We start from the raw sequence: 13,637 nt of genomic DNA, 5'->3' as shown, positions 1-13,637 counted from the left end.
TCTCGTCGGACGGTGGGGATTGTCCGGTCGAGCCTGGGGCAAGATGAGGACATGCCCACCCTGCGTCTCGCCCTGTCCCAGGTCAACCCGAGCGTCGGCGACATCGCCGGAAACGCCGACCTGGTCCGCAGCTGGACACGCCAGGCCGCCGATGCCGGTGCCCAGTTGGTGCTCTTCCCGGAGATGATGCTGACCGGGTATCCGGTCGAGGACCTGGTCTTCCGGCGCTCCTTCGTCGCCGCGTCCCAGGCCGCCGTGGAGCGGCTCGCCGCCGACCTCGCCGCCGACGGTCTCGGCGAGCTGCCGGTCGTGGTCGGCTACCTGGACGCCGACGGGCCGCCGCAGGTCAGCGGGGACGCCGAGCCGGGCCGGGGCGCCCGCAACGCCGCCGCGCTGCTGCACCGGGGCGTCGTCGCGGCCCGCTACTTCAAGCACCACCTGCCCAACTACGGGGTCTTCGACGAGGACCGCTACTTCGTCTCCGGTGACACGTTGACGGTGGTGCGGATCGGCGGCGTGGACGTCGCGTTGACCATCTGTGAGGACCTGTGGCAGTCCGGCGGGCCGTTCGCCGCCGCCCGGCAGGCCGGGGTCGGCCTGGTGGTCAACATCAACGGCTCGCCGTACGAGCTGAACAAGGACGACATCCGGCTGCCGCTGGTCCGCCGCCGGGCCGCCGAGGCGGGCGCCGTCATCGCGTACGTCAACATGACCGGCGGCCAGGACGAGCTGGTCTTCGAGGGCGACTCGATGATCGTGAGCGCCGACGGTGAGCTGCTCACCCGGGCCCCGCAGTTCGTCGAGCACCTGCTCGTGCACGACGTCGACCTGCCGGCCGCCACCACCTCGCCGACCACGGAGACCATCGCCGACGGGATGCGGGTGGCGCACCACGTGCTGGACGGCGTTCCGCCCACGCCGTCCGGTCCGGCCGCCACCGGCGGGCTGATCGAGCCCGTCGCCGACGAGGCCGAGGTGTGGCATGCGCTCGTGCTCGGCCTGCGTGACTACGTGAACAAGAACCGGTTCCCGTCGGTGGTGCTCGGGCTCTCCGGCGGCATCGACTCGGCGGTGGTGGCCGCGCTCGCCGTCGACGCCCTGGGGCCGGACCGGGTGGTCGGTGTGTCGCTGCCCAGCCAGCACTCCTCGGAGCACTCCCGGTCCGACGCCGCCGACCTGGCCAAGCGCACCGGCCTGGATTACCGCGTCGAGCCGATCCAGCCGATGGTGGACGGTTTCCTGGCCAACCTGTCGCTGTCCGGGGTGGCCGTGGAGAACCTCCAGGCCCGGGTGCGTGGCGTGATCCTGATGGCCCTGTCGAACCAGGAGGGCCACCTGGTGCTGACCACCGGCAACAAGAGTGAGTTGGCGGTGGGCTACTCCACGCTGTACGGCGACTCGGTGGGCGGCTACAACCCGGTCAAGGACGTCTGGAAGACGCTGATCTGGCGGCTCGCGAAGTGGCGCAACGGGGACGCGGACCGGCGCGGTGAGATGGCCCCGATTCCGGAGAACTCGATCGGCAAACCGCCGAGCGCCGAGCTGAGCCCGGGCCAGCTCGACAGCGACAGCCTGCCCGACTACGACGTGCTGGACCCGATCCTGATCGGGTACGTCGACGGTGACCTCGGCCGCGACGGGCTCGTCGAGTCGGGCCACGACCCGGCGGTGGTCGACAAGGTGCTGCGGCTGGTGGATACCGCCGAGTACAAGCGACGCCAGTCGGCGCCGGGCACGAAGATCTCCATGAAGGCGTTCGGCCGGGACCGCCGCCTGCCGATCACCAACCGGTGGCGCGAGCACGGCTGAGGCGTACCCCCGGGGGCGCCGGGTCGGTGTGGCCGGCCCGGCGCCGCCTCGCGTGGGCCGCGTGGCGCGGGCCTCGCGGTTTCGCGATGGAGTGACATCTCGCACTGAGCTCTGCCGTCACCCCGTCTCGCGGTGCGACGATCGCGACGGAACCCGGGGACCGCGCAGGCGGCCTCGAGGAAGGGAGACGAAGATGGTGGAGTCCACTCCGAACGAGGTGACCGCGCTGTACGGCGGACCGGTCGCCCGTCGGGTCCGCACCCGTGACCTGATCGCCGCCAAGGAGCGCGGCGAACGGTGGCCGATGCTGACCTCGTACGACCAGTACACCGCAGGGATCTTCGACCAGGCCGGCGTGCCGGTGCTGTTGGTCGGCGACTCGGCCGCGAACAACGTGTTCGGTTACGAGACGACCCTGCCGGTCACCGCCGACGACCTGCTTCCGCTGGTACGGGCCGTGGTGCGCTCGACCCGGCAGGCACTCGTCGTCGGTGACCTGCCGTTCGGCTCCTACGAGGAGGGGCCGACCCAGGCGCTGCGCACCGCCGTCCGGTTCATGAAGGAGGGTGGCTGCCACGCGGTGAAGCTGGAGGGTGGTCGTCGCTGCGCCGCGCAGATCGCGGCGATCGTCGGTGCCGGCATCCCGGTGATGGCGCACATCGGCTTTACTCCGCAGAGCGAACACACCCTGGGCGGCTACCGCGTGCAGGGTCGGGGCGACACGGCGGACGAGGTGCTCGCCGACGCGCGGGCGGTGGCCGAGGCGGGCGCGTTCGCGGTGGTGCTGGAAATGGTGCCCGGCGAGGTGGCCAAGCGGATCACCCACGAACTGCCCATCCCCACGGTCGGCATCGGCGCGGGCCCGGACACCGACGCGCAGGTCCTGGTCTGGCAGGACATGGCCGGGCTGCGCACCGGCAAGGCGCCACGCTTCGTCAAGCGGTACGCGGACCTGGCCGGCGCCCTCACCGACGCCACCCGCCGTTTCGCCGACGAGGTCCGCGGCGGCGACTTCCCGACCGCCGAGCACACCTTCTAGCCCGGATCACGGACCAGCCTGGTCCACGGACCGGGCTGGTCCGGGGGCGGACTGGTCGGCGTCCGCGCGGCCGGCGCCGACGGCCGGCCAATCGATCATGGTGAACACTTTCTGTCGTACGTCTGTTCTATTGTGTGGTCATGGTTGGGGAGTTGGCGCTGGCAGAGGATGTGGTCGCCGCCTGCACCACCGCCGCCGCCTGGGCTCTCACCGAGCCTGACCTGATCACCGCGCTCGACGCCGCACACCGCATTGAGCAACGCCTCGCGGCGATCAAGCTGACCCTGGTGCGCGAGCTGGACGGCCGAGGCACCGCGACCGCGCAGGGCGCATCATCGACGGCGGTCTGGCTACGCGACCGGTTACATCTCGGCGTCGGTGCCGCCCGCCGCCTGGTCGAGCTTGCCGCAGCGCTCGACATCGCCCCGCCCCGGGTGCGCGACGCGCTGGCCGGTGGGGCGGTCGACGTGGAGCAGGTCCGCGTCATCGCCGACACCGTCGCCACCGTGCACAACACTGCCGGGCCTGAAGCCGCCGACAAGGCCGTCGGTGTCCTCGTCGACTGGGCAGCCCAGTTCGACGCCACCCTGCTGCGCAGACTCGGCACCCGCATCCTCGACCACGTCGCCCCCGAGATCGCCGATGCCGCCGCCGAAGCGGCACTGCGGGTGGCCGAGTCGCGGGCCGCCCGCGACCGGCACGTCACCGTCAGCGAGCACTCCGACGGACGGCTACGCCTCAGCGGCATCCTCGACGCCGAAGCCGCCGCCGTGCTGCGCGCCGCCATCGGTCCGCTGACAGCCCCGTCCGGCCCGGACGACAACCGCACTCCAGGCCAACGCCGGCACGACGCCCTCGCCGACGTCTGCCGACTCGCCCTGCGCACCGGCGACCTGCCCGAAAACGGCGGCGACCCCACCCAGGTCGTCGTCACCACCACCTACGACGGATTGACCCGACAGCTGGGCGCCGGTGCTCTCGACACCGGCCTACACCTCAGCGCCGAGACCGTGCGCCGGCTCGCCTGCGACGCCGCCATCCTCCCCGCCGTCCTCAACGGGGCTGGGCAACCCCTCGACGTCGGCCGACAACGTCGACTCGTCACCGGCCCGCTACGACGCGCCCTGGTGCTCCGCGACCGCGGTTGCGCGTTCCCCAGCTGCGACCGCCCCGCGCACTGGTGCGACGCCCACCACATCCAACACTGGACCAACGGCGGCCCCACCAGCCTGGCCAACGCCGTGCTGCTCTGCGGCTACCACCACCGCCACCTCCACCACAGCGACTGGACCGTCGAGCTGGGCAACGACGGCCACCCGCAATTCACCCCACCGGCCTGGCTCGACCCCGAGCGACTCCCCCGCCGCAACCACTACCACCGACGAACGTGAGGCGGCCCACGGCTGCGTGAACGAAGGTCACTTCCTCAGCGCGCGCACCGCGGTCGAGGACACCGCGGCCAGTTCGGGCCGCGCAGGCAGGAATACCGTGCAGACGCCAAGCGACTGGTTCATCGCGGCGAGTTGGTATTCGGCCCAGAGATCGGTGGTGTTACGTACGCCGCGGACGATCACTCCTGCGTCATGGCGTCGGCAGTAGGTAGAGGTCAACCCGTTCCAGGCCGCGACGGAGACGGAGGTCCAGCCGACCGGCAGCATGGCCCGGACGGCGGCCGCGCGCTCCTCTTCGTCGGCGTCCGGATACTTGGCGCTGTTGACCGCGACCAGCACCACCACTTCGTCGAAGAGGTCGCGGGCCCGCTTCACCACATCGACATGCCCGGGGGTGAAGGGATCAAAGCTGCCGGGGTAGACCGCACGCACGGGTATACGACCGGGAGTGCGTGCCGTCGAACGTGGCCCGGCCCGTGGTTCGGGTGTCACGGCCGCACCCTAAGGCCTGTTTCATAAGGGCGGTCGTGCCGAGGCGGAGTCCGGGCGGCGATCCGGCAAGGCGCGGTTTCGTTCGGATACCGGTGTTGTATCCGAACGAAACCGCAACGCCGCCGGTCGTCGTCCGGGCCCGCCGCAGGCCGGCCAGTTCTTATGAAACAGGCCTTAGAGGTCGGTGACGCGGATGCCGGCATGTGCCTTGTAACGCTTGTTGATCGCGATCAGGTTGGCGGTGAACGCCTCGATCTGGTGGGCGTTGCGCAACCGGCCCGCGTAGATGCCGCGCATCCCGGGGATCCGCGCGGCGAGCGCCCCGACGATGTCGACGAGTTCACGGTCTTCGGTGCAGATCAGCACGTCGAGGTCGATCCGGTCGACCTCGGGGTCGGCCAGCAGCGGGGCGCTGACGTGGTTGAACGCCGCGCAGACGCGGGAGTCGGGCAGCAACGCGGCAGCCTGCTGGACAGCACTGCCCTCGTCGACGGTGAGGGCGTAGGGGCCCTGCTTGTCGAAGCCCAGCGGGTTGACACAGTCGACGACGATCGTCCCGGCGAGCGGCTCGGCGAGTGCGGCGACGGTCGCGGCATGCCCGTCCCACGGCACCGCGATGATCACCACGTCGCTGCGGCGGGCCACCTCGTCGTTGGCCGCGCCGGTGATGCGGGCGTCGGCCGGCATCCGGGGCAGCGCGGCGATCTCGGCGGCGGACTCGGCGGCCCGTTGCGCCGATCGGGAGCCGATCAGCACCGTCTGCCCCGCCCGGGCGAGCCGGTAGGCGAGGCCACGACCCTGATCTCCGGTGCCACCGATGATGCCGACCGTCAGCCCGGACACGTCGGGCAGCGTGCTCGCGTCGTATGCCATGGGCTCATCCTCGCAAACCGCCCGGTCGGTCAGCAGCGCCAGACGCTGTGACAATCCCCGCTGCCCGGGACGCCACCCCGGGCACCCTCGCTCAGGCCAGCTCGAACAGCACCGTACGGGCGGCCGGGTCGGCGGTGACCAGGCGGACCCGGACCCGCTCGCCGAGCGGCAGCGCGCCGAGGCAGCGGGCTCGGACGGGTGGGGCGTCCAGGGCCACCGTTCCGCCGGGCGGGCGGGGCCGGGACTTGCCGTTGGGCGGTGCGTCGACGTCGAGTACGGCCGCGTCGAAGGTCTCCCCCACCCGGTCCGCCAGCAACACCGCCTCGGCCAGCTCCACGGCGCCCCGGGCGGCTGCCGAGGCCGTCCGGTCGGTGCTGGCCATCACCTCGGGCAGCCGGGGCAGCGCGGCGCGCGCCCAGTCGGGCACGTCCCGGCCCGCGTGCAGGGCCAGGCAGACCTCGGTGGCGTACCTGTCGGCCAGGCGTCGCAACGGCGCCGTGACGTGGGCGTACGCGGCGGCCACACCCCCGTGCTCCGGGTGCTCCGGCCGCGTGCCGTCGAAGGCGGTGTACGCCGCGCCGCGCATCAACTCGGCTGCCTGGTCGATGAAGGCGGCCGAGCGTGGTTGTGCGGCGTCCAGGCGGGCGATCACCTCGCCGGGGCCCGCGCCGTCCGGCCAGTGCACGCCCAGCGGGGCGGCGGCCGCCCGCAGCCGCTGCACCGCCTCCGGTTTCGGGGCGGGCATCGTCCGCAGCAGGCCGATCCCACCGGCCAGCATGATGTCGGCGGCGGCCATGCCGGTCAGCAGGGAGATCTGCGCGTTGTGCTCCTCCATCGGCACCGGCCCCCGCAGCACCAGCCGCCAGCCGTCGCCGTCGGGCTCCACGTCCTGCTCGGGCAGCGGCAGGTTGATGGCGCCGCGACGCAGCCCCCGGGCGGTCAGCCGGTCACCGATCTCGGGGAGCAGCGCGATCGGCTCGGGCAGTCGTCCGGCGTCGGCCGCTGCCTGCACCCCGGCGTAGTCGAGTTTGGCGCGGCTGCGCACCAGGGCGCGTTCCAGCTCGACGGCCACCGTGGCGCCGTCGGCGTCCAGGTCGATGGTCCACACCACGGCCGCCCGGTCATCGTCCGGCAGCAGGCTGGCCGCGCCCTCGCTGAGCGTCAGCGGGTGCAGCGGCACGTGACCGTCGGGCAGGTAGACCGTCTGCCCGCGCCGCCACGTCTCCTCCTCGAGCGCGCCACCCGGGTCGACGTGCGCGGCGACGTCGGCGATCGCGTACCGCACGCGGTAGCCGCCGCCCGGACGGCGGGTGAGGTGCATCGCCTGGTCCAGGTCCCGCGAGCTGGCCGGGTCGACGGTGACGAACGGTATGTCGGTGCGGTCGACGGACGGCCGCGGTGGCGCGGCGGCGGCCGCGTCGGCCTCCCGTTGGGCGGCCGCCGGAAAGCCCTCGGGCAGGCCGAGTTCGCGGCGCAGCGCGCCGAAGTCGATGCGGGGCGCGAGTACGCGTCGGATGACCACGGGTCAATCCTGACAGCGTCGACGGTGATCCGCTTCCGGTGACCGGCCGACATCTCCGTCGAACCGCCGCCGGCGAGGTGCTTCCCGACGACGGCAGCAGCAGCAGCAGCGCACCGCACCGCACCGCCACGACCGTCGGTTGAGCCGGTGGCGGGCCGGGGCGGCCTGCGCTCAGCCGGTGGCCTTCCGGGCGGTGCTGCGCGTACTCCGGGGGGCTGTGGCTCGGGCGGCGACCGGGCGGGCCGGCGACTTGCGGGCGGTCACCTTGCGGGCCGGCACCTTGGCCGCGACGGTCTTCTTCGCCCGGGCCTTCTTCGCCGCCGCCTTGCGGGCGGTGGTCGACGACGTGCCTGTCGCCTTCGCGGCCGGGGCCTTCTTCGCCGCGGCCTTGCGGACGCCGCCGCTGGGGCGGGTGGACGCGGTCTTCTTGGCCGTCGTCTTCTTCGCCGGGGCCTTCTTCGCCGGGGCCTTCTTGGCGGCGGTCTTCTTGGCGGCGGTCTTCTTCACGGTTGACGCCTTGGTCGCGGCCTTGCGAGCGGGCGCCTTCGCCGCGGCGGTGGTCCGCTTCGCCGCCGACGCCGTCGTCTTCTTCGCGGCGCTCGTGGTCTTCTTCGCGGCGCTGGTGGTCTTCTTCGCGGCGCTCGTCGTCTTCTTCGCCGTACCCGTTGTCTTCTTCGCGGCGCTCGTGGTCTTCTTCGCCGTACCCGTTGTCCTGGCCGTGGCGGTGGTGCTCTTCCGCGCCGTGGACGCCGAGGCCCGCTTCGCGGCGGTGGTCGTCTTGCGGGCGGCGGTCGAGGTCTTCGCCGGGGCCTTCCTGGCCGCCACGCCCGTCGTCGCGGCCTTCTTCGCCGGGGCCTTCCGCGCCGCCGTGGTGGTCTTCGTGGCCGGGGCCTTCTTCGCCGCCGTGGTGGTCTTCTTCGCCGGGGCGCGCCCCGCGCCGCCCGCAGCCTTGCGGGCCGGAGCCTTCGCCGCCGCCGCGGTGGACTTGCGCACGGGGGTGGTCCGGCTCGCCGCCGTGTTTCGCTCCGCCGCGGCGGTCTTCTTCGCGGTGGTGCGCCGGACGGTCGGGCGGGTGGTGGCCTGCTGTGCTTCGGCCATCGTGGTTCCCTCCTTGGGGACGTGCTCTCGCGTGCGTCCTCGCGGAGCACGAAATACCTCGGCGCGGGACGTCCCGCGCCGTCTACTTGTCCTCCCCGGCCCAACGAGCGTCCTCGGCATCCCACGCCTCGTTGCGCTCCTGCACTCGTTGCAGGGCGTTCTCCGCGTCGGCCGCCGAGTTGTACGGGCCGAGAACGTGCTTCGCCGGACACACGTTGGCGTCCGTCTCGACCCGGTGATGCCGGGTGCACCAGTAGAACTGCCCACCACGTTCGCTGTCGCTCATGGGAATCACTGTGCACCGCGAACCGGCAGGCCGCCACCGGATCGCGCAAGTCGCCGACCCTCTCCACAGTAGATATGCATCGGCCCGTCCGGGCCGAAACGCCCGAAATAGGCCAGGACGAACAGCTGGTTCCGCCGCAATCATGGGCCCAGGCATGATCTGCGTCGTGATCAATACGGGAATCGGCACGGGGGCGTGCCCAGGATGCGGGGCGAAGGCGGCATCGGTTCGTCACGCGGTGCCCTGGTGTCCCGGCTGCGAATGGAATCTGGACGCCTACGACCCGGCGCGGCGCCGACGCGAGTTCGGTTGGGGCTGGATGGACCGATGGACCTACCGCATGGCGTTCCGGGCGACCGGGCGGCAGTTCACCGAGTTGGTCGGGCGACCGTTGGGCAGCGACGGATCGGGAGTGGCCCGAACGCTCACCGCCGCGGCCTCGTTGCTCCTGGTCGCTGCGGTGCTCGCGCTCGCGGTCATCGGCGGGTGGCTGGTCGTGGCGTTCCCCTTTCCCAATCTCGCGATCGTGCCGGGTGTGGCGATGGTCGGGCTCGCGATCGCGTTGCGGCCCCGGTTCGGTCGGCTCGACCCGGAACTGGAGGTGCTCACCCGCGACCAGGCTCCGGAGCTGTTCGGCCTGATCGACGAGGTGGCCACGGCGATCGGGGCACCGGTGCCGGACGTGGTCGGCGTGGATGACGCCATCAACGCGTACGCCGGCGCGGTCGGTCTGCGGCGTCGGAAGGTGCTCGGTCTCGGGCTGCCGCTCTGGGGTTCGCTGCCCGCCGGCGGGCGGGTGGCGCTGCTCGGGCACGAGCTTGGCCACTTCGTCAACGGTGATCCGCGCCGGGGCCTGCTCACGCAGCCCGCGTTCGACATGCTCGCCTCGGCCTCCGACCTGTTCCGGCCGGTGCGAACCACCGTCGGCGAGGGGCTGGTGGAGATGCTGGGCGACGCCTTGGGCCGCGCGTTCCAGTGGGTGGTGTCCCGGGTGCTGTTCGTCGCGCACCTGCTGTTGGTGACGGTGGCCCTGCGGGACAGCCAGCGTGCGGAGTACCTCGCCGACGAACTCGCCGCCCGGGCCGCCGGCACGACCGCCGCGACCGACTTCCTCGACACACTGCTCGCCACCGAGTCGCTGGCGCTTGCCGTACGCCGGGAGACCCAGGCGGGACACGGCCCGGACCGGTGGCGGCGCGCGCTGGCCGAGTCCCGTGCGGCCAACACCGCCCACCTGCCGTTGCTGCGGCAACTGTCCGTCCGCGACGAGGCGTCGTTGTTCGCCTTCCATCCACCGACCGGACTGCGCCGCCGGATGCTCGCCGCACGCACGTGGCAGGACCCGGCCGTGGTGCTCACCGAGGCCCGGATGGAGCGGATCGACGCCGAACTGGCCAAGGAGTACGAGCGCTTTCGCCGCAGCGTCGTCTGGGCGGGCTGACCCGCGCGACGGCTGGCCAGCGGGGTCGCGGCCTATGATCACCCGATGGCGATACCGGACTACATCGCGGGGATGCGCAGGCACGTCGGTCACGACCTGCTGTTGCTGCCGAGCGTCAGCGCCGTGATCCGCAACGACGCCGGTGAGCTGCTGCTCGGCCAGCGCGCCGACGACGGGCGCTGGTCGGTGATCAGCGGTTTCGTCGAGCCGGGCGAGCAGCCGGCCACCGCGCTGGTCCGCGAGGTCCGCGAGGAGACCGGCCTGGACGTCGCGCCGGTGCGGATGTCCAGCGCCGTCTCGCATCCGCACACGTACCCCAACGGGGACCACTGCGAATACCTGAACCTGGGGTTCCTGTGCCGACTGGTGGCCGGCACCGCCCGGGTCAACGACGACGAGTCGCTGGCCGTGCGGTGGTTTGCCCTGGACCGGCTGCCCGAGCTGGACAAGCACGCCCTGCTGGTCATCGCCTACGCGCTGCGGGAGAACCAGGTGACCGGTTACCTGGAGCCGGGTACGACGTGGGACGACGTACCCGACTGAGGTTCACACCGTGGTCGGCGCGAGGGTGACCGACGCGGCGGGCGCGGACCGGGCCGCCCGGATGGTGTACGCGAGCGCGTACGGCGTGCAGGCCAGGTAGAGCATGGGTTCCACAAGCACCTGGTCGGTGACGAGGAAGATCTCCCACGGGGTGGGCCGGGGCAGGCCGAAGTTCCAGTCGGTCCAGCAGACGAGAAGCCACAGCGGCGCGGAGATCCGGTCGACGGTGTCGGCTGGCATTCCGTCGGCGGTGACGACGCCGGTGCCACCGGGAATGGTGTCGACCACGAGGAGGATCACCGCGAGATCCGCGGCGACGAGGGCGCCGAGGACGCCCACCCACCAGGCCGCGCGGAGGCGGTCCCGGGCGGCGAGACTCGCCGCCGCCCAGAGGGCGAGCGTCAGCCCGGCCAACCAGAGCAGCAGCCCGGGTACGGAGCGGGTCAGGCTGTCGGCGTTGGTGAGGTACAGGACCAGGGTGACGGCCACGCCGACCGGGAGCACCACGCCGAGCGCGATGCGCAACGGGCCGTCGAGGGCGTTGTGCCGAGCCCACCGCGCCGCGAACACCGCCAGCAGCACCGCGAAGCCGACCGTCAGCGTCGACCAGAGCGGCAGTTGCGCCCGCGTCGACCAGCTCACCCGCATCGTCAGCCAGCTGTAGACCAGATTCATCGCCACCGCGCTGCCGGCCACGATCGCGACGCAGGCGATCGGGGACAGCAGCAGAGCCGCCGCGGTACGGCGGGCCCGACCGCGCAGCAGGCGGCGGTCGACGAGCGGGGCGCCGGCGCGGCTGACCGCCAGGCTCGCCGCGAAGCCCAGCATCCTCGTCCAGCGGCCGTCTTCGGCGAGCACGTGCACCTCGGCGGCCCACTCGCGGCGCAGCTCCTCGCGGACGTCGGCGGGCCACCGACGCGCGGCCACTCCCAGCAACATCTCGGCGACCCGACGGGTCACCACGCCGGAGCGCCCGTCGGTGCGACGACGGGTGCGGCGGGCGCCGACCGGGCCGCCCGGATGGTGTAGGCGAGCGCGTACGGCGTGCAGGCCAGGTAGAGCATGGGCTCCACAAGCACCCGATTGGTGATCAGGAAGATCTCCCACTCGATCGGCCGGGGCAGGCCGAAGTTCCAGTCCGTCCAGCAGGCGAAGAGCCACAGCGGCGCGGAGATCGGGTCGACGCGGTCCCGTGCGTCGATCGTCGGCCCAGCTCCGATTCCGCCGGGGAACGTGTCGACGACGACGAGGATCACCGCGAGGTCCGCGGCGACGAGCGCGCCGAGGACGCCCACCCACCAGGCGGCGCGGAGGCGACCCCGGGCGGCGAGACTCGCCGCGGCCCAGAGGGCAAGCGTCAGGCCGGCCAACCAGAGCAGCAGACCGGATACGGCGGCCGGGCCCTCGGGGCCGATGACGGTCATCAGCACGATGGCTGTCGCACCGACGGGGAGCACCACGCCGAGCGCGATACGCAGCGGGCCGTCAAGTGCGGTGTGCCGGGCCCATCGCGCGGCGAACACCGCCAGCAGGACGCCCAGCCCGACGGTGAACGCCGCCCAGAGCGGTTTCTGCGCCCGTTCCGGCCAGCTCACCCACACCCAGATCTGGGCCCGGTACATCACGGCAGCGCCGCCGAGCACGATCCCGACGCAGGCGATCGGAGCCAGCAGCAGCGCGGCGGCGGTGCGGCCGGCCCGACCACTCAGCAGGGCGCGGTCGACGAGTGGGGCACCGGCGCGGCTGACGGCGAGGCTCGCCGCGAAGCCCACCATCGTCGTCCAGCGGCCGCTCTCGGCGAGCACGTGCAATTCGGCGGCCCACTCGCGGCGCAGGTCGTCGCGAACCTCGGCCGGCCAGCGGCGTACGGCCATCTCCAACAGCAGTTCGGCGGCCCGGCGGGTCACCACGCCGGTGCCCCGGTGGGCTCGGTGCCGCCCCAGGAGGGGCGACCGTCGGGGATCGCGGCGCGCAGGTCGGCGAGGGTCTGGCGGGCCTGCGCCACGCCCTCGGCGGTGAGGCGGTAGTAACGGCGGGCGGGCCGGCCGGCCGCCACCGGGTCGATCGCCTCCCAGTCGGCGGCCAGCCAGCCGGCCCCCTGCAACCGGTGCAGCACCGGATAGAGGGTGCCGCTCGGCAGGCCTGTCAATCGCATCAGGTCCAGCCCGTAGCGCTGCTCGTCGGGCTCGGCAAGCAGCGCCGCGAGCACCTTCGCGACCGGAATCGTGATCCGCATCCGACCACTGTATCGGAACTCTACATAGGGGTGGTTACCCGTTCGACGGGAATCCACAGCTCGGCGTCCGCCTGGGCGCCGTCCGCGGACACCCGCACCCGGGAGATCTCCGGTCCCGGCCGGCTGCGGTACGGGTTGGACGGAAACCACTGGGTGAACACGTCCCGCCACAGGTGTTGCACGGCCTGCGGAAACGCACCGGAGGTGGTGAACACCGCCCAGTTTCCGGCCGGCACCGGCAGCGCGTCCAGGTCCTCCGGCGGCACGGCGCCGGTCACCACCCCGTGCCAGTAGTCCAGCTCGGCGCCCTCCTCCCGGGTGTCGGCGAGGTTGTCGCTGACGTTGACGATCCCGGCCGGCTCCTGATCGGAGAGCGCCTCGATCCGCCCGGTCGTCTCCGTGTCGATGCTCCGGACGAACGCGACGATCGCCGGGTTCATCCCCTCGTGCACAAGCGGGACCCGGGCCTTGCGCCCCACCAGCGCGAACGCGTCCTTGTCGACGATTCGGTACTCCATGTCGCCGCTCCCCTCCACGGTGAGTCGGAAGGACATCCGGGGCTGGGCGCGCAACGCTGCCCCCGTACGCCGGGCCTCTCCGGGCCCCACGCCGTGCACGGCGTGGAACGCACGGGCGAACGCCTCGGCCGATCCGTAGCCGTGGCGCACCGCGACGTCGAGCAACGTCCGCTCCCCCGCCAGCACGTCCGCACCGGCGACGGTGAGCCGACGCCGACGGATGTACTCCGACAGCGGCATTCCGGCAAGCGCGGAGAACAGCCGCCGGAAGTGGTACTCCGACGTCAGCGCGATCCGCGCCAGCTCGGCCACCTCGATCTTCTGGTCGAGGTGCCGCTCGATGTACGCCATGGCCTCGTTGAGCCGTTCCAGCACCCGGGCCTCCTTCC

The 13,637-nt window shown here is 72.4% G+C and carries 14 protein-coding genes; 5 read left to right on the top strand and 9 right to left on the bottom strand.

The window, feature by feature from the left end:
- Window positions 1–51 precede the first annotated feature (51 nt).
- From ACLQ29_RS29745 to ACLQ29_RS29735, 3 genes are all read left to right on the top strand, one after another.
- Window positions 52–1,809 (top strand): NAD+ synthase, encoded by a 1,758-nt coding sequence (locus tag ACLQ29_RS29745; RefSeq protein ID WP_425774719.1) that lies wholly within the window; start codon window positions 52–54, stop codon window positions 1,807–1,809.
- A 193-nt stretch (window positions 1,810–2,002) separates the two neighbouring features.
- Complete coding sequence (gene panB, locus ACLQ29_RS29740) at window positions 2,003–2,848, top strand: 3-methyl-2-oxobutanoate hydroxymethyltransferase (RefSeq protein ID WP_425774718.1); 846 nt, start codon at window positions 2,003–2,005, stop codon at window positions 2,846–2,848.
- A gap of 140 nt (window positions 2,849–2,988) precedes the next feature.
- On the top strand, window positions 2,989–4,239 hold the full coding sequence (locus tag ACLQ29_RS29735; protein ID WP_425774717.1) for a DUF222 domain-containing protein: 1,251 nt from the start codon (window positions 2,989–2,991) through the stop codon (window positions 4,237–4,239).
- Window positions 4,240–4,266: 27 nt separating this feature from the next.
- Here the strand turns inward: ACLQ29_RS29735 and coaD are convergent, their stop codons facing one another.
- From coaD to ACLQ29_RS29710, 5 genes are all read right to left on the bottom strand, one after another.
- Complete coding sequence (gene coaD, locus ACLQ29_RS29730; protein ID WP_425774716.1) at window positions 4,267–4,671, bottom strand: pantetheine-phosphate adenylyltransferase; 405 nt, start codon at window positions 4,669–4,671, stop codon at window positions 4,267–4,269.
- A gap of 234 nt (window positions 4,672–4,905) precedes the next feature.
- Complete coding sequence (gene npdG, locus ACLQ29_RS29725; protein ID WP_425774715.1) at window positions 4,906–5,604, bottom strand: NADPH-dependent F420 reductase; 699 nt, start codon at window positions 5,602–5,604, stop codon at window positions 4,906–4,908.
- 91 nt (window positions 5,605–5,695) lie between these two features.
- Complete coding sequence (locus ACLQ29_RS29720; protein ID WP_425774714.1) at window positions 5,696–7,126, bottom strand: RNB domain-containing ribonuclease; 1,431 nt, start codon at window positions 7,124–7,126, stop codon at window positions 5,696–5,698.
- A gap of 171 nt (window positions 7,127–7,297) precedes the next feature.
- On the bottom strand, window positions 7,298–8,224 hold the full coding sequence (locus ACLQ29_RS29715) for a histone (RefSeq protein WP_425774713.1): 927 nt from the start codon (window positions 8,222–8,224) through the stop codon (window positions 7,298–7,300).
- A gap of 82 nt (window positions 8,225–8,306) precedes the next feature.
- The gene (locus ACLQ29_RS29710; RefSeq protein ID WP_357244995.1) at window positions 8,307–8,510 is read right to left on the bottom strand and encodes a hypothetical protein; all 204 of its coding nucleotides are present in this window, start codon (window positions 8,508–8,510) and stop codon (window positions 8,307–8,309) included.
- 319 nt (window positions 8,511–8,829) lie between these two features.
- On the opposite strand from ACLQ29_RS29710, the gene ACLQ29_RS29705 reads away from it, so the two are divergent.
- Window positions 8,830–9,951: a M48 family metallopeptidase gene (locus ACLQ29_RS29705; RefSeq protein WP_425774712.1), complete on the top strand. Its 1,122-nt coding sequence runs from the start codon at window positions 8,830–8,832 to the stop codon at window positions 9,949–9,951.
- Window positions 9,952–9,996: 45 nt separating this feature from the next.
- Entirely contained in the window at window positions 9,997–10,494 is a 498-nt protein-coding gene (locus tag ACLQ29_RS29700; RefSeq protein ID WP_425774711.1) for an NUDIX hydrolase, read from the top strand.
- 3 nt (window positions 10,495–10,497) lie between these two features.
- On the opposite strand, the gene ACLQ29_RS29695 is transcribed toward ACLQ29_RS29700, so the two are convergent.
- From ACLQ29_RS29695 to ACLQ29_RS29680, 4 genes are read right to left on the bottom strand one after another with little or no spacing between them, the layout of a single operon-like run.
- On the bottom strand, window positions 10,498–11,433 hold the full coding sequence (locus tag ACLQ29_RS29695; RefSeq protein WP_425774710.1) for a hypothetical protein: 936 nt from the start codon (window positions 11,431–11,433) through the stop codon (window positions 10,498–10,500).
- Between the two features lie 17 nt (window positions 11,434–11,450).
- Window positions 11,451–12,404, bottom strand: coding sequence for a hypothetical protein (locus ACLQ29_RS29690; protein ID WP_425774709.1), 954 nt, complete (start codon window positions 12,402–12,404; stop codon window positions 11,451–11,453).
- Window positions 12,398–12,730 (bottom strand): PadR family transcriptional regulator, encoded by a 333-nt coding sequence (locus ACLQ29_RS29685; RefSeq protein ID WP_425774708.1) that lies wholly within the window; start codon window positions 12,728–12,730, stop codon window positions 12,398–12,400. Before ACLQ29_RS29685 ends, ACLQ29_RS29690 begins: the two co-directional genes overlap by 7 nt.
- 20 nt (window positions 12,731–12,750) lie before the next feature.
- The gene (locus ACLQ29_RS29680; protein WP_425774707.1) at window positions 12,751–13,623 is read right to left on the bottom strand and encodes a GyrI-like domain-containing protein; all 873 of its coding nucleotides are present in this window, start codon (window positions 13,621–13,623) and stop codon (window positions 12,751–12,753) included.
- Between the last annotated feature and the right edge of the window lie 14 nt (window positions 13,624–13,637).

The sequence above is a fragment of the Micromonospora sp. DT228 genome (assembly GCF_049841595.1).
GTDB lineage: Bacteria > Actinomycetota > Actinomycetes > Mycobacteriales > Micromonosporaceae > Micromonospora.
The sequence above is the reverse complement of the archived record's forward strand: the minus strand, read 5'-3'. Positions and strand labels throughout refer to the sequence as shown.